18 protein-coding genes are annotated in these 18,368 nt (G+C 62.7%); 13 read left to right on the forward strand and 5 right to left on the reverse strand.

All coding sequences use genetic code 11. From position 1 onward, the window contains the following. Positions 1-31 precede the first annotated feature (31 nt). The 4 genes from E2A64_RS04585 to E2A64_RS04600 form a co-directional block, all read right to left on the reverse strand. Positions 32-1,669, reverse strand: coding sequence for a GMC family oxidoreductase (locus tag E2A64_RS04585; RefSeq protein ID WP_133283230.1), 1,638 nt, complete (start codon positions 1,667-1,669; stop codon positions 32-34). 126 nt (positions 1,670-1,795) lie between these two features. Then, entirely contained in the window at positions 1,796-2,209 is a 414-nt protein-coding gene (locus E2A64_RS04590; protein ID WP_133283231.1) for a carboxymuconolactone decarboxylase family protein, read from the reverse strand. 1 nt (position 2,210) lies between these two features. Next, positions 2,211-3,755 (reverse strand): GMC family oxidoreductase, encoded by a 1,545-nt coding sequence (locus tag E2A64_RS04595; RefSeq protein WP_133283232.1) that lies wholly within the window; start codon positions 3,753-3,755, stop codon positions 2,211-2,213. 40 nt (positions 3,756-3,795) lie between these two features. Continuing rightward, complete coding sequence (locus E2A64_RS04600; protein WP_133283233.1) at positions 3,796-4,467, reverse strand: GntR family transcriptional regulator; 672 nt, start codon at positions 4,465-4,467, stop codon at positions 3,796-3,798. A 218-nt stretch (positions 4,468-4,685) separates the two neighbouring features. Here E2A64_RS04600 and E2A64_RS04605 point away from each other — a divergent pair, with 218 nt between their 5' ends. The 10 genes from E2A64_RS04605 (at position 4,686) to E2A64_RS04650 (ending at position 14,130) form a co-directional block, all read left to right on the forward strand. Further along, the gene (locus E2A64_RS04605) at positions 4,686-5,483 is read left to right on the forward strand and encodes an alpha/beta fold hydrolase (protein WP_244598141.1); all 798 of its coding nucleotides are present in this window, start codon (positions 4,686-4,688) and stop codon (positions 5,481-5,483) included. 43 nt (positions 5,484-5,526) lie between these two features. Continuing rightward, positions 5,527-6,675: an FAD-dependent oxidoreductase gene (locus tag E2A64_RS04610; RefSeq protein WP_133283235.1), complete on the forward strand. Its 1,149-nt coding sequence runs from the start codon at positions 5,527-5,529 to the stop codon at positions 6,673-6,675. Between the two features lie 59 nt (positions 6,676-6,734). Beyond that, complete coding sequence (locus E2A64_RS04615) at positions 6,735-7,325, forward strand: amino acid synthesis family protein (protein ID WP_133283236.1); 591 nt, start codon at positions 6,735-6,737, stop codon at positions 7,323-7,325. 30 nt (positions 7,326-7,355) lie between these two features. Next, the gene (locus E2A64_RS04620; RefSeq protein ID WP_133283237.1) at positions 7,356-7,814 is read left to right on the forward strand and encodes a YbhB/YbcL family Raf kinase inhibitor-like protein; all 459 of its coding nucleotides are present in this window, start codon (positions 7,356-7,358) and stop codon (positions 7,812-7,814) included. A gap of 69 nt (positions 7,815-7,883) precedes the next feature. Further along, positions 7,884-8,606 (forward strand): class II aldolase/adducin family protein, encoded by a 723-nt coding sequence (locus tag E2A64_RS04625; RefSeq protein WP_133283238.1) that lies wholly within the window; start codon positions 7,884-7,886, stop codon positions 8,604-8,606. A 95-nt stretch (positions 8,607-8,701) separates the two neighbouring features. Beyond that, positions 8,702-10,336, forward strand: a complete 1,635-nt coding sequence (locus E2A64_RS04630) for a GMC family oxidoreductase (protein ID WP_133283239.1) — start codon at positions 8,702-8,704, stop codon at positions 10,334-10,336. After that, positions 10,333-11,262 (forward strand): 5-formyl-3-hydroxy-2-methylpyridine 4-carboxylate 5-dehydrogenase, encoded by a 930-nt coding sequence (gene fhmpcd1 / locus E2A64_RS04635; protein ID WP_133283240.1) that lies wholly within the window; start codon positions 10,333-10,335, stop codon positions 11,260-11,262. Before E2A64_RS04630 ends, fhmpcd1 begins: the two co-directional genes overlap by 4 nt. A 32-nt stretch (positions 11,263-11,294) precedes the next feature. Then, entirely contained in the window at positions 11,295-11,804 is a 510-nt protein-coding gene (locus E2A64_RS04640; protein ID WP_158285681.1) for a TRAP transporter small permease, read from the forward strand. Next, positions 11,801-13,075: a TRAP transporter large permease gene (locus E2A64_RS04645; protein ID WP_133283242.1), complete on the forward strand. Its 1,275-nt coding sequence runs from the start codon at positions 11,801-11,803 to the stop codon at positions 13,073-13,075. Before E2A64_RS04640 ends, E2A64_RS04645 begins: the two co-directional genes overlap by 4 nt. Positions 13,076-13,104: 29 nt before the next feature. Further along, positions 13,105-14,130, forward strand: coding sequence for a TRAP transporter substrate-binding protein (locus tag E2A64_RS04650; RefSeq protein WP_133283243.1), 1,026 nt, complete (start codon positions 13,105-13,107; stop codon positions 14,128-14,130). Positions 14,131-14,135: 5 nt separating this feature from the next. On the opposite strand, the gene E2A64_RS04655 is transcribed toward E2A64_RS04650, so the two are convergent. Further along, on the reverse strand, positions 14,136-14,504 hold the full coding sequence (locus E2A64_RS04655; protein ID WP_133283244.1) for a hypothetical protein: 369 nt from the start codon (positions 14,502-14,504) through the stop codon (positions 14,136-14,138). A gap of 130 nt (positions 14,505-14,634) precedes the next feature. Here E2A64_RS04655 and E2A64_RS04660 point away from each other — a divergent pair, with 130 nt between their 5' ends. Genes E2A64_RS04660 through E2A64_RS04670 form a run of 3 tightly spaced genes read left to right on the forward strand, consistent with a single transcriptional unit; the run spans position 14,635 to position 18,367 of the window. Further along, positions 14,635-15,648, forward strand: a complete 1,014-nt coding sequence (locus tag E2A64_RS04660) for a putative B6 ABC transporter substrate-binding protein (RefSeq protein ID WP_244598142.1) — start codon at positions 14,635-14,637, stop codon at positions 15,646-15,648. Positions 15,649-15,677: 29 nt separating this feature from the next. Continuing rightward, positions 15,678-17,258: a putative B6 ABC transporter ATP-binding protein gene (locus E2A64_RS04665; protein WP_244598143.1), complete on the forward strand. Its 1,581-nt coding sequence runs from the start codon at positions 15,678-15,680 to the stop codon at positions 17,256-17,258. Continuing rightward, positions 17,255-18,367, forward strand: a complete 1,113-nt coding sequence (locus E2A64_RS04670) for a putative B6 ABC transporter permease subunit 2 (protein ID WP_244598144.1) — start codon at positions 17,255-17,257, stop codon at positions 18,365-18,367. The genes E2A64_RS04665 and E2A64_RS04670 overlap by 4 nt, the downstream gene beginning before the upstream one ends. The last annotated feature ends 1 nt before the right edge of the window (position 18,368 follow it).

An 18,368-nucleotide genomic window follows, 5' to 3' on the forward strand; every position in this document is an offset into this window, starting at 1 on the left:
GGGCTGCCGTTCAGCGCTTCATGTCTTCAAGTCAGCGCTTCATGTCTTCGAGAATGAAGTCCGCGCCACGTTCGCCGACCATGATCGAGGGGGCGTTGATGTTGCCCGAGGTGATGAGCGGAAAGATCGATGCATCGACCACGCGCAAACCCGGTACCCCATGGACGCGCAGCCGCGGGTCCACCACCGAGCTGCGCTGATCCGGACCCATGGCGCAGGTGCCGCAGGCATGGAAGACGGAGCCCGACCGTGCGCGGATGTCCGCAGCCATATCTTCGTAACTCTCCGTTTCCGGTCCGGGCGTGATCTCGCGGACGATCTTGTCCGCCAGCGGCTGTTCCGCAGCGATCTTTCTGAGGATGCGGGCAGACTGCACCAGCTCCTCGACATCCCGCTCGTCCGAGAGATAGTTCGGACGGATGACAGGAGCGGCGAAGGGATCCGGGGAGCGAAGGTCGATCTCGCCGCGGCTCAGCGGATGGCAGTTCGACGTGCCCAGCATGAAGCCGGAAAAGAGGTCCGCGCGCATCAGGGCACGCTTTCCGGGAATGGCGCGGGTATAGCTGAGCGGCGAGAAATAAAGCTGGATGTTGGGGCGCTTCCGGCTCTCGTCGGAGCGCACGAACCCGCCAGCCTGATTGATGCTGAGCGATAGCGGTCCCGTGCGGGTCGCAAGATACTGCATGCCGACCGCCATTCGGCGATGCAGAGGGCGCAAGACGTCGTTCAGGGTTTGGCAATTGGCCTCGTAGATGTAGTCGAAACCCAGGTGATCCTGCAGGTTTTGCCCCACCTGCGGCAGGTCGTAATTCGTCTTGATGCCATGCCCGGAGAGCTTCGCGCCATCGCCGATGCCCGAAAGCATCAATATCTGGGGCGAGTTCACCGCCCCCGCCGAGAGGATGACCTCGCGATTGGTGCGCACGGTGAAAAGCCTGCCGCCGCGCATGTATTCCAGGCTTGGCGCGGCGTGGCCGTCGAAGATGAGCCGGGTCACCTGCGCGCCGGTGCGAATTTCGAGATTAGGGCGGCGCCGTGCGGGCCGCAGATAGGCGTCCGCCGATGAGCAACGCAACCCGTTGCGCATGGTGATCTGGTAGATCGATGCGCCATCCTGCTTCTCGCCGTTGTAATCCGGGTTGAAGGGAATGCCTGCCGCTGCCGCAGATTCCAGGTAGTCATCGGCAAGCGCGTGCGTCGATCCCGTCATGTTGGTGATGGTCAGCGGGCCGCCGGTGCCGCGCCATTGGTCTGCGCCGGCGAGGTTGTTTTCCATGCGCTTGTAGACGGGAAGGATGTCGCTTGCCGCCCAGCCGGGATTGCCGAGCGCCGCCCAGGAATCGAAATCTTCGTGCTGCCCGCGCACATAGACCATCGCGTTGATCGAGCTCGATCCGCCGAGCACCTTGCCGCGCGGCCAGTAGCTGGGCCGGTTGCCGATCCCCGGAACCGCCTCGGTCAGATAGCGCCAGTTCATTTTCGGATGATAGAAGGTCTTGCCGTAGCCGATCGGCATCTTGACCCAGAAATTGAAATCGCTGCCGCCGGCCTCGAGAAGCAGGACGCGCGTTTTCGGATCGGCCGAAAGCCGGTTGGCAAGAACGCAGCCCGCCGAGCCGGCGCCGACGATGATGAAATCGAACTCCTCCCGCTCCGTCACGCCGCCCATCCCGTCAGTCCTTCATGCCCGATGCTATTACCTATCAATAGCTAAGAGGCAAGGTGGACCCTTGTCGTGATCCATTTCACGAAAACGAGGATGCCATTTTCAATCGCGTTCCGGTGGGACGGGAGCTCAGCCCTTCTCCGTTTCCGCGTCGAATTCGGCGAATATCGCCTTGGCCGAACGCATGGCGTCGAGCGACGCCGGCGCGCCGCAATAGATGGCGCCCTGCAGGATGATTTCCACGATTTCTTCGCGGGTGAGGCCGTTGTTGAGCGCGCCGCGCACGTGCAGCTTGAACTCGTCGGCCCGGTTGAGTGCCATCAGCATGCCGAGATTGAGCACGCTACGCATCTTGCGTTCGAGACCGGGCCGGCCCCAGATCTCGCCCCAGCACCATTCGGTGAGAAGTTTCTGCAATGGCGCGGTGACGTCATCGGCGCCTGCGATGGAGCGATCGACATAGCTGCTGCCGAGCACCTCGCGGCGGATTGCGAGACCCTTCTCGAACTGCTCTCCCTGAAATTCCGGTCGTCTGTCGGTCATCTTATGCGTCCTCGTTTCTGGCGATCATCGTCCGGGCAAATGTCTCGGCTATGGCGAGTACGGCGGCATGGATGGGCCCCGCCGTCAGCGTCGGCATGACCGACGCATCGACGATATAGAGATTGTCGAGCGGCCTGAGCTTCAGATCGGCGTCGACGACCGCAGCCTCATCCTTTCCCATCCGGCAGGTCCCGCAGGGATGGTGATGGGTAATGGCTGCCCTGGCAATGAAGTCGTCGAGTTCGGCGTCGCTTTCGAGAGAGCCGGGATAGATCTCGTGATCGCGCCATTCGTCGAGCTCGGGGCGCTGGCCGATGGTTCGGGCGGCCTTCAGCGCCGCCCGGAATTTCTCGCGATCATTCTCGGTGCTGATGTAATTCGGGTCGATCACCAGCGGATCGCCAGGTTCCGGACCGGTAATCTTCAGGCTGCCGCGACTGGTCGGGTGCGTCACGCCGAACAGAAACGAGAATGCCGTGCCGGGCGCAGGTCCGTCGAAACATTCCGAAACGATCGGCGCGACACCGCAGCCGACCACGATGTCGGGCTGTCCGGTGGCGGTGAAATCGCCCGCCTTCATGTAGCACATGGATTCCGAGTGCTGCAGGCGCGAGGGCGGCAGATGCTTTTTTGTGGCGTAGACATTTCCAGCGCCCAGAAGGTGGTCCTGCAGGTTGAGGCCGATCTCCGCCATCTCGATCTTGCAATCGACACCGGCGGCTTCCAGTACGTCTTTCGGGCCGATGCCCGATCGCATGAGAAGCGCGGGCGTTTCCAGCGAACCGGCACACAGAAGGATCGTTGGCGCGGCGAGTTCGCTGACGCCATCCGGGCCGGACACCTCGAGGTGTGCCACCCTGGTCCCGTTCATGACGATACGCCGGACCCGCGAGCCCGTGAGGATGAAGAGATTGCTGCGCGCGCGCACCTCATCTGTCAGCCAGGCATCGGCGACGGTCACGCGCTTGCCGTTCCTGATGTTCATCGAGTTGGGGGTGACGCCGATCATCTCGCCGTCATTGTGGCCCTGCAGCCGCTTGAGGCCGAGCGCCATGCCTGCCTCGATGAAGGCGTGGGTGAGGGGGCTTGCTTCCGCATCGGTCCTGTGGACCGGAAGCGGGCCGGCAGTCTCCGCGCCGTCTTCGCGGTCTTCGTTCGCTTCGAAGGCGGGCAGCAGGCCTTCCCAGCTCCATTGCGCGTCGCCGGTCGCCTCCGCCCAATGCCTGAAGTCGTCCGGATGGCCGCGCATGTAGCCCATGGCGTGAAGGCAGCTCGATCCGCCGATCATGCGTCCGCGTGCCCAGTGATGGCTTCGCCCTGCGGTGCCGTCCTGCGGCTCGGTGACGTAATCCCAGTCGTAGCTGCGGCCCTGGAGGGCAGGCCATGCCTGGGGATTCCAGATGTCCGGGTCGGTCTCGTCCTTGCCGGCTTCGATCATCAGCACCTTGCGGGCAGGATCTTCGCTCAGTCGCGCTGCCAGCAGGCTGCCCGAGGAGCCCGCGCCTACGATGATGATGTCGGGGGCGAAGTGGGGCTCTGATGTCATGGGAAATCCTGCTGTGCGGAAGTGGAAGTGTGAGCGAAATCTAGCCTGCCTGCTGGAGCGACTGCTTGGTCGCCGCTTTCGCCTTGAGAACGTGGGTCTTGGAAGCTTTGCGTGCGGCCTTCTCGTCGCCGGCGGCGATCGCGTCGAAAATGTCTCTCATTTCCGCCAGGCTGCTCATGGCGCGGCCTTCCTGGGACATCGAGCGAGACCTGAAAAGGCTGATCCGCGCAACGAGCCCACGATGGATTTCTTCCAGTATCGGATTGCCGCAATTGGCCAGGATGATGGAGTAGAATTCCGCTGCGGTGGTAATGCGCGCCAGCCCGTCATTACTCGCTGCGGCCTCTTCGAAAGCGGCGAGCGCTCCCTCGAGTTTTCTCAGTTCGGCGGGTGTTATCTGCCGCGAACAGCGCCCCACGGCTTCGACTTCCAGAAGTTCGCGGGCCTCGTAGATGGCGTTGACCTCGTCCCAGGTGAGCTGCGTCACCGAGGGGCCGCGGTTGGGTATGATTTCGATCAGGCGTTCGGCGGCAAGGCTGCGCAAGGCCTCGCGCAATGAGGGGCGGCTGATGCCGAGCTGGACGCAGAGCTGGCTCTCCACCAGGCGGCTCCCTGGTTCGAAGACGCCCGAGAAAATTGCGAGCCGCAGCTTGTCCACGGTCTCCTGCTGCACAGTTCGCGGCAACACTCTCAGATTCAGATCTGGCGGCATCGGCTTGATCTCGCTTGGTCGGATCGGAACCGCCGGTTTCCCAAGCGTTCCACTTCGATATTGACAGCATGATCTGTCCCAATGTCAACAAATAAGATTGAAAGAATGTCAGACAATCGGGTTGACGGCGGAACTTTTTGTGTCATGCTCACCCCAACAAGAAAAGACAAAACGGGGTAACGAAAATGGCGGCTGATGCCTCCTCCCAAGACATGCGCATGCACCGTATCGATACGGGCCGTATCACGCTGAACGTCCGCGAAGCCGGTGAAGGCCAGCCGATGCTTTTCTTCCATGGCATCACGGCAAACTCCGCAACGTTATGGCCGGTCGCCTCGCAGTTCACCGACCGCTTCAACGTGATCGCGGTCGATCAGCGCGGGCACGGGCGAAGTGACAAGCCGGCCACGGGTTATGAAGCGGATGATTTCGCCGAAGACATTGCCAGCCTGATCCGCAAGCTCGACCGCGGTCCGGCCATTCTGGTCGGTCACTCGCTCGGTTCGCGCAATTCGGTGACTGCCGCCGCCAGGTATCTGGATCTCGTGCGTTCGGTCGTTGCAATCGACTTCACGCCTTATATCGAAACCGAAGTCTTCGATGCGCTGTCGTCCCGCGTGAATGCCGGCGACCAGGTCTTCGAAGATATCGAAGCCGTGGAGGCGTATCTCGCCGGCCGCTACCCGAACATTCCTGCACCCGCCATCAGGATCCGGGCCGAAAGCGGTTACCAGTCCGTCGAGGGAGGGCTGCGGCCGCTCGCTTCGCCGGAAGCCATGGCGCAGACCGCCGAGGGACTTCGTGCGGATCTGACGCAGGTCTATCGCGATGTTCGCAAGCCGGTGCTCCTCGTCAGGGGCGAGGTCAGCAAGCTGGTGTCGGCCGATGCGCTGGCCAAAACCAGCCGGTTGCGGCCCGACCTGCCGGTCGTCGTCGTTCCCGGTGCCGACCATTACGTCAACGAGGTGTCGCCCGACATCACGGTCAAAGCAATCACCAACTTCATCGATGCCTGACGGCCTTTCTGGGACGTCTGCTTAATCTAACAGGACTTGGAAAATGGCGAACATAAACTCGACATCCGGAAAACATCGTACGGCGCAGGTCGCCGGCGCCGGCTTCGCCGGCCTCACGGCCGCGATCGCGCTGCGTCAGAACGGCTGGGATGTCACGTTGCATGAAAAGGATTCCGAGCTCCGCGCTTTCGGCGCCGGCATCTATCTGTGGCACAACGGGCTGCGCGTTCTCGAAGGCATCGACGCCCTCAATGACGTCCTCCACGGCACCCATACGCCGCCGGCCTACGAGACCTGGATGCAGAACAAGTCCGTCTCGAAGGAAACCTTCAACGGTCTTCCCTGGCGCATCATGACCCGCGCGCACCTTCACAACGCGCTCGTCAAGCGCGCCCACGAGGTCGGCGTCAAGGTTCGTACCAATTCCGAGGCCGTGTCCGCCGAAGCCGAAGGCCGGCTGACGCTGCAGACCGGCGAAGTGCTGGAAGCCGACCTGATCGTCGGCGCCGATGGCGTCGGTTCAAAGGTCCGCGACTCGCTCGGCTTCAAGCAGGATCGCTGGGTCTCCACCGACGGCATCATCCGCCTCATCGTTCCGCGGCACAAGGACAAGCTCGGCGACGAGGCGAATTGGGACAACACGATCGACATGTGGAACTTCGAACCGCGTGTTCAGCGTATCCTCTATTCGCCCTGCAACAAGGACGAGCTCTATCTCGGCCTGATGGCTCCGGCGGCCGATCCGCGCGGCTCGAAGGTGCCGCTCGATCTCGACGTCTGGGTTGAAATGTTCCCGTTCCTCGAGCCTTGCCTGGCGGACGCCGCCAAGCTGCAGCAGGCCCGTTACGACAAGTATGCGACCACCAAGCTCGACAGCTGGGTCAAGGGCAAGGTCGCCCTCGTCGGCGACTCGGCCCACGCCATGTGCCCGGCGCTCGCCCAGGGCGCGGGTTGTGCCATGGTCAACGCCTTCAGCCTCCCGCAGGATCTCGAAGAGCATTCGTCGGTCGAAGACGCTCTTGCCGCATGGGAGAAGCGCATCCGCCCGATCACCGATCACACCCAGGCTCTTTCCGGCGAATACGCGGCCAACCGCTCGCTCTCGAAGGGCAACATGTTCACCAACGAAGCTCTGGAAGCAGCACGCTACGATCCGATCAAGCGCGTCTATTCCTGGCCGCAGAACCAGTAACGACCAGCCAGATACACCAAGACTTGCGCGCCATTGTGCGTGTTCCCAAGGAGAGAAAAATGGACCATACAGCCGAAGTTGAAAAGCACTACGACGTGCGTGGCTGGTATTCGACTGTACAAGAAATCCGGCATGACGGCGGCGAGATCGGCGAACCTCTGATCAAGGCTGCCGTCGGCGTCGTGATCCGAAATCCCTTCGTGGGCAAGTACCAGGCGGACCTCTCCGCACTGACTGCCCCGAGCGCCTCGATCGGCCACGCGCTCGGCGAGCGGGCCGCCGCACTTCTGGGCGGCCGCGCCGTCGAAAGCTACGGCAAGGGCGGTATCGCAGGGGTCGGCGGCGAGCAGGAGCACGTCGTGGCCTGCGTCACCACGGAATTCGGCAACCCGCTGCGCGAAGAAGTCGGTGGCGGCGAAGCCTGGATCTCCTCGGTGAGCAAGGTAGGCTCGGCCGGAACGTCCATCGACATCCCGCTGGCTCACAAGGACGAGCTCTACATCCGCTCGCACTACGACGCCATCACCTTCTGCGTCCCGGACGGCCCGCGTCCCGACGAAATCCTCATCTGCGTTGCGGTGGCGAGCGGTCCTCGCGTCCATGAGCGCGTGGGTGGCAAGACGGTCGCCGACCTGGCGACTGCCAAGTAACTCTCAAATCCAGACGGAAGGACGCATTTCATGCCCCTGAACATCAAAGACCTCAAGATCACCAGTTCCGATTTCCAGCCGTTGGAAATGATGCGGGACGAGCATGCCGGCGACAAGGGCAACGTTCTGCCCAAGCTCACCGTCAGCGGCGTGCCGGCCGAGGCCAAGGAACTGGCCGTTATCTGTCACGATCCGGACGCTCCGCTCGCCCAGGGCTTCACCCACTGGACCGTCTACGCCATCGACCCTTCGGCGACCGATCTGTCGGACGCGCAGGAAAAGTACAGGGTCGGTCCGAACGGCGCCGGTCACATGCAGTATTACGGCCCGCAGCCGCCCGCCGGCCACGGCAAGCACCACTACTACTTCTGGGTCTACGCGCTCGACACCAATGTCGAGGGAACGCCGACCCGCGAAGAGTTCCTCGCCAAATATGCTGACAACATCATCGAACAGAACAGGATCGTCGGCCTTTACGAAAACAAGTGAAGTGCACGGTCTCGGCGGCAACAAAAACAATAATCCGCCGAGACCGCAGCGACCTGGGAGACTTCCACAATGACCACCACATCTGCTCGGCAGACAGTTTTCGAAGAACTGGTCATCGCGACCAAGATCCTTCTTCACGAAGGCATTCTCGACACGTTCGGCCATATCAGTGCCCGCGATCCCGAGGATCCCAACGCCTTCTTCCTGGCTCAGAAGCTTGCTCCGAGTCACATCACCACAGGCGATATCCAGCGTTTCAACCTTGAAGGTGAAACCGAGGACAACCGGCCGTCCTATCTCGAGCGTTACATTCACAGCGAGATCTACAAGGCGCGCCCGGACGTCAATTGCGTGCTGCACAGCCATTCCCCGGCTGTCCTGCCGTACTGCTTTACCGATCAGCCGCTCAAGCCGGTCACCCACATGGGTGCATTCATGGGCGAGGCTGTTCCCGTCTACGAAATTCGCGACAAGCACGGCGATGCGACCGACCTGTTCGGTGGCGGCCATGACGTGTGCGCCGACATCGCCGAAGCGCTCGGCGATCAGACTGTCGTTCTGATGGCCCGCCACGGCGTGGTCAATGTCGGCAATTCGGTTCGCGAAGTTGTCTTCCGCGCCTTCTACACGGAGCAGGAAGCCAAGGCACTGACCGCCGGCCTCTCGGTGGGCAACGTCAAGTATCTCTCGCCCGGCGAGGTCAAGACCGCTGGAAAGCTGGTCGGGGCCCAGATCGACCGCGGCTGGGATCACTGGACGATGACCCTCCGTCAGGCCGGGCTGCTCAAGTAGGCCCGAGATCAACGGGACTCCCGGCTTCCGGCCGGGGTTTCCCGACTTCTCGAGAGGTCCCGGTCTTCCGGGACATCAGGTGAAAGCAGGAAGCTATGTCGCACGCGGAAAGCTATGACTACATCATCGTTGGAGCCGGATCCGCGGGTTGCGTACTCGCCCACCGTCTGAGCGCCGACCCCAAATGTTCCGTGCTGCTTCTCGAGGCAGGCGGCTGGGATCGCGACCCGATGATTCACATTCCGCTCGGCTGGGGAAAGATCCTCACCGAACGCCGCCACGACTGGATGTATTTCTGCGAACCGGAAGACAATGTCGGCGGACGCTCCGTCGAATGCGCACGCGGCAAGGTGATCGGCGGATCCTCCTCGACCAATGCCATGGCCTATGTGCGCGGCAACCGCGGCGATTACGACCGCTGGGCCGCCAATGGTTTCACCGGCTTTTCCTATGACGAGGTGCTGCCCTACTTCAAGAAGCAGGAAACCTGGGAAGGCGGAGCGGATGCCTGGCGCGGCGGCGACGGCCCCCTCAACACCCAGCACTGCAAATACGAAGACCCGCTGATCGAGGCCTTCGCCGATGCGAGCATCGAGGCGGGCTACCCTCAGACGGAGGATTATAACGGAGAGCGGCAGGAAGGCTTCAGCCGCCTGCAGATGACGATCTCGAACGGTCGTCGCGCCTCCACCGCCTCCGCCTATCTGCGCCCGGCCCTCAAGCGCCCCAATCTCACCGTGCTCACCAAGGCAACGGCAAAGAAGATCGTTCTCAAGAACAGACGCGCCACGGGTGTTGTCATCGACCATGACGGCACCGAACGCACCTTTAACGCGCGCGCCGAGGTTCTCCTCTCGGGAGGTGTCATCAACACGCCGCAGCTCATGATGCTCTCGGGCATCGGTGCACCGGACGAACTTTCCGCCCAAGGTATCGCGACCGAAGTGAACCTTCCCTCTGTCGGCAAGAATCTCCAGGACCATGTCTCGGTGATCCTGATGTACAAGCGCAAGAAGCCCGGCGGTCCGTTCCTCAAGAACATGCGCGCCGACCGCATCGGCCTCGACTTCATCAAGACCTATCTCACCGGCAAGGGGTTCTCGGCTGACGTGCCGGGCGGAGTGGTGGCCTTCCTGAAGAGCGGGGCGGATCGGCCGATCCCCGACGTGCAGCTTCTTTTCACCGCGGCCCCGCTTGCCGCATGGCCTTACATGGAGCCTTTCAAGGCGCCGTTCCAGGACGGTTTCGCGACCCGCATCGTCGCCACGCAGCCGGAAAGCCGCGGATCGGTGAAGCTCGCCTCGTCCGACCCGATGGCCGCTCCCCTGATCCACCAGAACTTCCTGCATGCCCAGAAGGACTGGGATTCGCTGCGCGCCGGTTTCCGCGTCGCCCGCGATCTCGCGGCCCAGCCGTCGATGACGCCGTTTATCGAGGCCGAGTTCTTCCCCGGCCCGAACTGCCAGAGCGACGAAGAGATCGACGCCCATATCCGCAATACCTGCATCACTGTGCACCACCCGGCGGGCACCTGTCGCGCGGGTAGCGATGCCGATGCCGTCGTCGATCCCCAGCTGCGCGTTCGCGGCGTTGACGGCCTGCGCGTGGTCGATGCCTCCGTCATGCCGGATCTTCCGTCCGGCAACATCAATGCGGCCGTGATCATGATCGCTGAGAAGGCGGCCGATTTCATCAAGGACTCCCGGAAAATGAATGAGGTCGCGGCATGATCAAGCGTGTTGCCATAATCGGACTTGGAACGATGGGCCCCGGCATGGCGGCCCGCCTGGCGCGCGGCGGCGTCGAAGTGGCTGCCTACGACATTTCGGCCGAAGCGCTCGAACGCGCCCGCAACATGATGGCCACCGCCAATGGTGTTCTCGATGCGCTCGGCATCGACGCGCCCGCGGAGGGCGCTGCCGATGTCCGCTTCACCGACGACCTCGAGGATGCCGTCAAGGGCGCCGATCTCGTCATCGAGAACGTGCCCGAGAAGGAAGAGATCAAGGCCTCGGTCTACAAGCAGATCGACGGGATGATTTCGGCAGATACGATCGTCGCGTCCGACACGTCGGGTATACCGATCACCAAGCTCCAGGCGCATATCTCGAACCCGTCCCGCATGGTCGGCATGCACTGGTCCAACCCGCCGCACATCATCCCGATGATCGAGGTCATCCGTGGCGAACAGACCGCGGTGGAAACGGTCGAGACCATTCGGGACTTCATCAGGTCGCTTGGCCTGCTGCCCGTTCTTCTCAAGAAGGACGTGCCGGGTTTCGTGGAAAACCGCGTGCTTTACGCGCTGCTGCGCGAAGTCGTCGATCTGGTGGAGCGCGACGTCATCGAGCCTGAAGACATCGATACATGCGTGTCCTGGGGCATCGGCTACAAGCTTGCGGTCGTCGGTCCCATGGCGCTTCTCGATATGGCCGGGATGGACATCTACCATTCGGTTTCGTCCTTCCTCAACGAAGACCTCTGCGACCGCAAGGATGTCGCGCCCCTGGTCAGGAAGCAGATGGATGCCGGCAAGCTCGGCATCAAGTCGGGCGAGGGGGTCTACTCCTACACACCGGAGCGCATCGCCGAGCTGCAGCCCGAGCGGGCGCGGAAACTGGTCGCGATACGCCGCATTCTCGAGGGGCGCGACTAAAGGCCATGGCGACGAGACGGGGAGAGGAGCTCATGAGTGAAAACGGGATCATCCGGGCCGAGGCGCTCGTCGTGAAACTCGTCGGGCTGCTTCTGGGTCTCGGGCTCATTGCCATGGTCCTGGTCAACGTTGCCAACGCCATGGGGCGGTATACGGGCTGGTTTTCGCTGGTCGGCGCCGACGAGCTCCTTGTCTACGGCATGATCTGGATCGTCATGCTTGGCGCCATCCTCGCCGCACGCAACCGCGATCACCTCTCCGTCAACCTGCTGCCGGCCGCGATGAACGGGCGGCTGGGCGCCGTCATCCAGCTCTTTGTCGATATCGCGACCGTTGCAGTTTCGATCTTCATCGCCTGGCACAGCTTCGTCTTCATCGAACGCATTTCCGCGCTCAACCAGACAAGCATGGGCCTCGGCATTCCGATGGTCATTCCGCATTCCGCGATCCTGGTGGGCTTTATCGGCATTGCAGCCGTCACCGCCTTCCTGACGCTCGTCGACATCTTCCGCTTCACCGCATCGAAGGGAGCAGCGCAATGACCTGGGTTCTCGGTCTCAGCGTCGCTGCCCTGATCGCGCTCGGGGCGCCCATCTTCGTCGCCTTGCTGTCGGCGGCCGCGCTCGCGCTCCTCTTCTTTCCCGGACCGCCGCTGATTGCGCTTCAGCAGACGATCTTCGGAGGGCTCGATGCCTATGCGCTTCTGTCGGTCCCGTTCTTCGTCTTCGCCGGCGAACTGATGGCGATCAGCGGCATTGCCGACCGGCTGATCAACCTCGTGCGTGCGCTCTTCGGCCGAGTTCCCGGATCGCTCGGTATCGCGGCGCTCGGCGGGTCGACGCTGATCGGCACCATTTGCGGTTCGTCGGCGGCGGCCGTCGCCGCGGTCGGTCGCAACATGTACCCGCAGCTGATCGAGAACGGTTATGGCCGCACGCGTGCTGCCGGCATCATCACCTCGAGCGGCGCCATCGACATCGTCATTCCGCCGTCCATCGCGATGATCCTCTATGGCGCCTCGGCCGAACAGTCGATCGCCAAGCTGTTCATCGCCGGCATCATTCCCGGCATCGTCATGGCGCTCCTCATGGCCGGCTACATCTCGATCTCGGCTCTCCTGGCCAGGATCCCGCGTGAGGAAAGCTTCCGCGCCCGCGTAGCCTGGCAGGCGTTCAAGCAGGCATTCTGGGCGCTCACCATGCCGGCCTTCGTCATGGTCGGGATCTATGCGGGCCTCTTCTCGCCGACCGAAGCCGGTGGATTTGCCTGCGCCTATGCCGCCTTCATCGGCATGGTCATCTACCGTACGGTCAGCTTCAGGAGCCTGCTCGAAGCAGCCGTCAGTTCCGCGATGATGACCGCGCGGATCATGATCGTCGTCGCCGCAGCGGGCGTCATCAGTTGGGTTCTCACAGTGGAAGGCGTGCCGCAGGCCCTGATTGCGGCCACGGCCGATGCGGGTCTCTCCCCGCTCGGCTTCCTTCTCTGTGTGAACCTTCTTCTTCTCGCCATCGGCTGTGTACTGGATCCGACTTCCGCAATCCTCGTGCTCTCGCCGCTCCTCGTGCCGATCGCGGTTTCACTCGGCATCGATCCGATCCACTTCGGCATCGTCATGACCGTCAATCTCGCCATCGGGATGTTCACCCCGCCTTTCGGCCTGAACATCTTCGTCGCCCAGTCGGTTCTCGGCATCCGGACATCGGAAATCTACCGGGGCGTCCTGCCCTTCATCGGGGTGCAGGTCTCCGCCCTCGCGCTCATCACCCTCGTCCCAGCGCTCTCGCTATGGCTGCTTCACGGCATGTCCTGATCGAAAGCAAAGAACACGGAGTAACCAGAATGACATTGCAGACCAGTTTGAAGTTGACGCGCCGCGCTCTCGCAGCGGCAGCCCTCACAGTCCTCCTGCCTTTCGGTGGCTCCGCCTACGCCCAGAGCACCATGAAGCTCGCTTCGGCGACCATCAACGACGTGCAGCACGAGTGGCAGAAGGAATTCCAGAAGGAAATCGAAGCCCGCGTCGGCGAGGAGCTGAAGATCGAGATCTATCCGGCCTCGCAGCTCGGCGCGATCCCGCGCATGTCCGAAGGGGTTCTTCTCGGAACGATCGAGGCCTTCACCACCCCGACCTCGTTCGTGACCAATGTGGACCCGCGCTTCCAGGCCTTCGACGTTCCGGGCATGTTCAAGAATGCCGACGAAGTCGATGCGGTCATTCACGACAAGGATTTCCGCGACTACCTGGAGACGCTCTTTCTCGACAAGGGCGTGCGCATCGTCGGCGCGATTTTCAACTCGCCGACCCAGATGCTGACCCGCGAGCCGGTCACCACCATCGAGGGCATGAACGGTCTCAAGGTCCGCACCTTCGCTTCCCCGCTTCAGATGAAGCCGATGGAAGCCGTCGGCGTCACCCCGACCCCGCTGGCGCTCTCGGAGGTCATTCCGCAGCTGCAGGCCGGCGGTATCGACGGCATGCTTGCAGGCATCCCGATCCTGTCGGCGTTCAAGTTCTACGACACGGCCAAGCACGTCACCAACATCAACATGAACCAGATCGTCTCGGTGACGCTCGTCAACGAAGCCTGGTTCCAGTCGCAGTCCGATGAGGTGAAGACGGCAATCATCGAAGCCGGTCGCGCGGCCGAGACAACGGTCTTCCCGTGGGGCGTCGACAATGTGGAGCGCGCCGAGAAGGTGTGGCTCGACAATGGCGGCGAAGTTCACATGCTGCCCGAAGACCAGCAGAAAGAGCTTCAGGCGACCTTCGCGAAGGCGGCCGACGACGTCATCGCCGACCAGCCCGAAGTCATCGAAGTCAAGGATCGCATCGAAGCCAAGCTCGAAGAGGTCCGCGCGAAATGACGAGCCTAGCCGCCCGCAGCGTCGCAGCTCAGACCGGCATCGTCGCTGGCATGGCAGGAATAGCGCAGCGTCGCTTCCGCCGGGCCGGCTGCGATCGGCAGGGTAAGACGCGTGCGGCCGGCTTCGCCTGCGCACCAGAGGGCTTCGACCGGCATCCGATCATTCGTGGCGTTCATCAGGTTGAAGACGCCGGTCTTGCGGTCGTGCCACAGCGTCAAATTCAGTTCGGCGCCGGGAGAAACCGCTCCGAGCTTGTCGGAATACCAGTGTGCAAGCGCCGCCTCGCAGTTGAGCGTGGAGGACGTGGCATTGGCGACCGTGATCTCGACCGGTTCCGCGCCTTCGGTGCCGTGAATGATGCCTGAATAAGGCACGTAAGCTCCGCTCTCGGCTCCGGCCGGGAGCGTACCAAGCCCAGCAGACAGGGCCATAACAACAAAAGAAAGTCTGCTCACCGCTTTCACTTGTGAACGGGAAACCGACAACCATTGTGGGAACATCATGATGAAACACCTACTCATTTCTGCCGCGCTCAGCGTGGTCCTGGCGGCTCCGGCATTTGCCGCCGATGTTGATACCATAGCCATCCTTACTCCGGAACAAGGCAGCGACTACGGCTGGAACCAGCAGGGCGTCGATGCGGCCAAGGCTGCAGCCGAAGCCACCGGCGTCGAGATCATCGTGGCTGAAGGCCTCGGATACGGCGACGTCCGTGCACCGATGCGCGAAATCGCCGCCGACGGCGCCGATCTGATGATCGCTCACGCCAGCGGCTACAACACGGCCGGTCCGGAAATCGCAGAGGAAACCGGCGTGGCGGTTGCCATTGTCGACAGCCCCGATGCGCTGGTGCCCGGCAAGGTCGCCGACTACACCCTTTCGGGTCATGAAGGCGCCTACCTGGCAGGCCGTCTTGCCGCCAAGATGACGACCACCGGCACGGTCGGTATCGTCGTCTCCGGTGAGCCGCCCTCCTGGAACTCGCAGTCGGCCGGTTTTGCCGAAGGCGTCAAGGCCGAGAACCCGGATGTGAAGATCCTGTACTCGGTCATCGGCCCGGCAGCCTATTCGGATGCCGCCGGCGGCAACCGCGTGACCACCTCGGTCATCGCAGCCGGTGCCGACATCATCTTCGGTCAGGGCAACGGCTCCAGCTTCGGCATGATCCAGGCCGTCGAATCCAACAAGGCCACCGACGGTTCGGACGTCCTGTTCATCGACGTGATCGGCGACAAGTCCGAACTCGACAAGGGTCATCTGCTGACCTCGGTCCTTTGGGACATGACGCCGGTCTATACCGCCATGATCGAAGACCTGAAGGCCGACAAGTTCGGTACTCACGGCTATTCGATCAGCCTGGCCGACGATTCCGTCAAGCTGGTCAAGACCCCGCAGGTCGACGAGAAGGCCTGGGAAGAGGTGATGGCCCTGCGCGAGCAGATCATCGCCGGCGACATCAAGGTCGAACCCAAGTTCGAAGCCGAAGATGTCCGCGCTCTGGTCACAGTGGCCGAGTGAGACGCACCGTGGCTGTTGCAACGGATAAATTGAACGACCTGTCCCCGGAAACGGGGGCAGGCGTCATCGGTGTGCACGGTGTGACCAAGCGCTTCCCCGGCGTGGTTGCGGTCGACAACGTGTCCTTGAAATTTCATCCGGGCGAGGTGCATGTCCTGCTGGGAGAGAACGGTGCCGGGAAGTCGACGCTGGTCGGCATTCTCTCCGGTCTGCAGGAACCCGACGAGGGCTACCTTTCGCTCAACGGCGAGAAGGCCCGCCTGGCAAGCCCCTCGGCCAGCCTCGACGCCGGCATCAGCACGGTCTTCCAGCATTCCATGCTCGTGCCCACGCTGACAGTCCTGGAAAACCTGACACTCGGGGCTCCCTGGTATCAGCGTCCGCCTCGCGCGCAGATCGCCGCGCGCATGGACGAATTGAAACGCGAATTCGCGCTCTCGCTCCCCCTCGACGCCATCACCGGAGAACTCTCCCTCGGTCAGCAGCAGCAGATCGAGATTGCCCGCGCCCTGCTGCGCGACAGCAAGGTGCTGATCCTCGACGAGGCCACCTCCATGCTCACGCCGCAGGGCGCGCAGGAGCTCGGCGAGCGCATGCAGCAACTGGTCAAGAGCGGCCTCGCGGTGATCTTCATCACCCACAAGCTCGCCGAGGCCTATCGCTACGGCAACCGTATTTCCGTGCTCAAGCAGGGCGCGCTTGCCGGCGAGATGGGGCCTGAGGAACTCAAGGGCATGACCGAGGACGAAGCCGTCGACGAGATCGTCCGGCTGATGTTCGGTCGCGAAGCCGGCCAGACCTCGACAGACCATCGCGCCAGTACCGCCCGTGACCAGATCGCGCTGAAGGTCGAGAACCTTTCGACACAGGGCGATGCCGACGTCATGGGCCTTCACGACATCTCCCTTTCGCTGCGCGCCGGCGAGATCGTCGGTATCGCCGGTATCGACGGCAACGGCCAGAAACAGCTTGCCGAAGCCATGGCCGGTCAGCGTGCACTGACATCGGGTCGTGTGGAACTTCACGGCGAGGACATCACCGGCGCATCCGTCGCACAGCGCCGCCGCAAGGGACTTCGGTATCTGACCGACGATCGCCTGTCCGAAGGATCTGTCGGGGCCTTTCCGATCTCCGAAAATACCGTCCTCAAGGATATCGGCCAGCCGCCGTTCTGGGTGAACGGCATCGAAAGGCCGAACCGGATCGCCGAACATGCCCGGGAACTGATCAGGACATTCTCCGTCCGCACGCCGGGCGAGCAGACCCCGATCGGCCGATTGTCGGGCGGCAACATCCAGAAGGTGCTTCTGGGGCGGGAATTATCGGGTGATGCCCGCGTGGTCGTCTTCAACAAGCCGACCTACGGTCTCGATCTCCAGAATATCGATGCCTCGCGCCAGCGCATCGCCGAGATCGCCGGGCGCGGTCTGGGCGTCGTACTCATCTCCACCGACCTCGACGAACTGATGGCGCTGTCGGACCGGATAGCGGTGATGGAAGGTGGACGTATTCGCGGTGTCGTCGAAAACGACGGAACCGGCGAGGCCCTTCGCCTTCGCATCGGCCGCATGATGGCCGGCGAGGAAGAACACAAGCAGGCGACGGCATGACCATGCAACAAGATACCAATCCCAGCTCGGTGGACACGGAGGCAGCCGCCTCCGGTGCCGCAAGCGCGACAGCAACGGAGCGTTCCGCGTTCCAGCGCTTCCTTACTGTGACGGTCGGTCCGATCGTTGCCGCCTTTCTGCTATCGGCGATCATCCTGATGCTCGTCGGCGTCAACCCACTTACCTATTATGGCTACATCCTCGATCGCTCGCTCTTCTCAAGCCTCGGGCTGGAACAGACGGCGACGCGGATGGCGCCGCTTCTGTTCCTCGTTGCCAGCCTGATCATCGCGTTCCGTGCCGGCATCTGGAATCTCGGCACGGACGGTCAGTTCCTGCTCGGTGCGGTCATTGCGGCCGCGACCGCGCCGTTGCTGGTCGGTGTCCTGCCGGGCTGGGCCGTTCTTCTGGTGGGCTTCCTGCTCGCCGCTCTCGTCGGTGCGATATGGTCGATCATTCCGGCGCTTCTCAAAGCCTATCAGGGGGTCAACGAGATCATCACCACGCTGATGATGTCCTTCCTCGGCGTTCTGCTCGCCTCCACCCTGGTCAAGCTCGCCTTTCGCGATCCCACCACCACGGTGCCGCAGACCAGGACGCTGCCTGTCGCCGATCGTCTGCCGCGCCTGTTCGAGACCTCGATCTCGAGCGGCCTCGTCTGGGGCCTGATCGCGGTCATCCTCGTTCACCTGATGATGACCCGGACCTCTTTCGGTCTGCGTCTGAGGATGGTGGGCGCCAATCCCGCTGCCGCTACCCATGCGGGTCTTTCGGTGCCGCTCCTGACCATGGCGACGTTTGGCCTGTCGGCAGGTTTCGCCGGTCTTGCGGGCGCATCCGAAATCCTCGGCGTAGCCGGCAATGTGCGCGCCAACTGGAACCCGGCCTACGGGCTGATGGTCATCCCGCTGGTCTTCCTCGCCCGCTTCCATGGTGTCGGGGCCATCGTGCTCGTCTTCTTCTACTCCGCCCTGATGATCGGCAGCGAAAGTGCCGCCCGACGTCTCGGCGTTCCGCAGAACTTCACGCTGGTGCTCGTCGCCAGTTTGCTGATCTGCCTCGGCCTCGGCGAATATATCGACCAGCACAAACGCAAGAAGGAACGTTGAG

Source organism: Pseudohoeflea suaedae (genome assembly GCF_004354915.1).
Lineage (GTDB): Bacteria > Pseudomonadota > Alphaproteobacteria > Rhizobiales > Rhizobiaceae > Pseudohoeflea > Pseudohoeflea suaedae.

Excerpts from the sequence above, each read along its gene's own strand:
- E2A64_RS04585 (WP_133283230.1), bottom strand. The coding sequence starts at position 1,669 with ATGGGCGGCGTGACGGAGCGGGAGGAGTTCGATTTCATCATCGTCGGC.
- E2A64_RS04590 (WP_133283231.1), bottom strand. The coding sequence starts at position 2,209 with ATGACCGACAGACGACCGGAATTTCAGGGAGAGCAGTTCGAGAAGGGT.
- E2A64_RS04595 (WP_133283232.1), bottom strand. The coding sequence starts at position 3,755 with ATGACATCAGAGCCCCACTTCGCCCCCGACATCATCATCGTAGGCGCG.
- E2A64_RS04600 (WP_133283233.1), bottom strand. The coding sequence starts at position 4,467 with ATGCCGCCAGATCTGAATCTGAGAGTGTTGCCGCGAACTGTGCAGCAG.
- E2A64_RS04605 (WP_244598141.1), top strand. The coding sequence starts at position 4,686 with ATGCACCGTATCGATACGGGCCGTATCACGCTGAACGTCCGCGAAGCC.
- E2A64_RS04610 (WP_133283235.1), top strand. The coding sequence starts at position 5,527 with ATGGCGAACATAAACTCGACATCCGGAAAACATCGTACGGCGCAGGTC.
- E2A64_RS04615 (WP_133283236.1), top strand. The coding sequence starts at position 6,735 with ATGGACCATACAGCCGAAGTTGAAAAGCACTACGACGTGCGTGGCTGG.
- E2A64_RS04620 (WP_133283237.1), top strand. The coding sequence starts at position 7,356 with ATGCCCCTGAACATCAAAGACCTCAAGATCACCAGTTCCGATTTCCAG.
- E2A64_RS04625 (WP_133283238.1), top strand. The coding sequence starts at position 7,884 with ATGACCACCACATCTGCTCGGCAGACAGTTTTCGAAGAACTGGTCATC.
- E2A64_RS04630 (WP_133283239.1), top strand. The coding sequence starts at position 8,702 with ATGTCGCACGCGGAAAGCTATGACTACATCATCGTTGGAGCCGGATCC.
- fhmpcd1 (WP_133283240.1), top strand. The coding sequence starts at position 10,333 with ATGATCAAGCGTGTTGCCATAATCGGACTTGGAACGATGGGCCCCGGC.
- E2A64_RS04640 (WP_158285681.1), top strand. The coding sequence starts at position 11,295 with ATGAGTGAAAACGGGATCATCCGGGCCGAGGCGCTCGTCGTGAAACTC.
- E2A64_RS04645 (WP_133283242.1), top strand. The coding sequence starts at position 11,801 with ATGACCTGGGTTCTCGGTCTCAGCGTCGCTGCCCTGATCGCGCTCGGG.
- E2A64_RS04650 (WP_133283243.1), top strand. The coding sequence starts at position 13,105 with ATGACATTGCAGACCAGTTTGAAGTTGACGCGCCGCGCTCTCGCAGCG.
- E2A64_RS04660 (WP_244598142.1), top strand. The coding sequence starts at position 14,635 with ATGAAACACCTACTCATTTCTGCCGCGCTCAGCGTGGTCCTGGCGGCT.
- E2A64_RS04670 (WP_244598144.1), top strand. The coding sequence starts at position 17,255 with ATGACCATGCAACAAGATACCAATCCCAGCTCGGTGGACACGGAGGCA.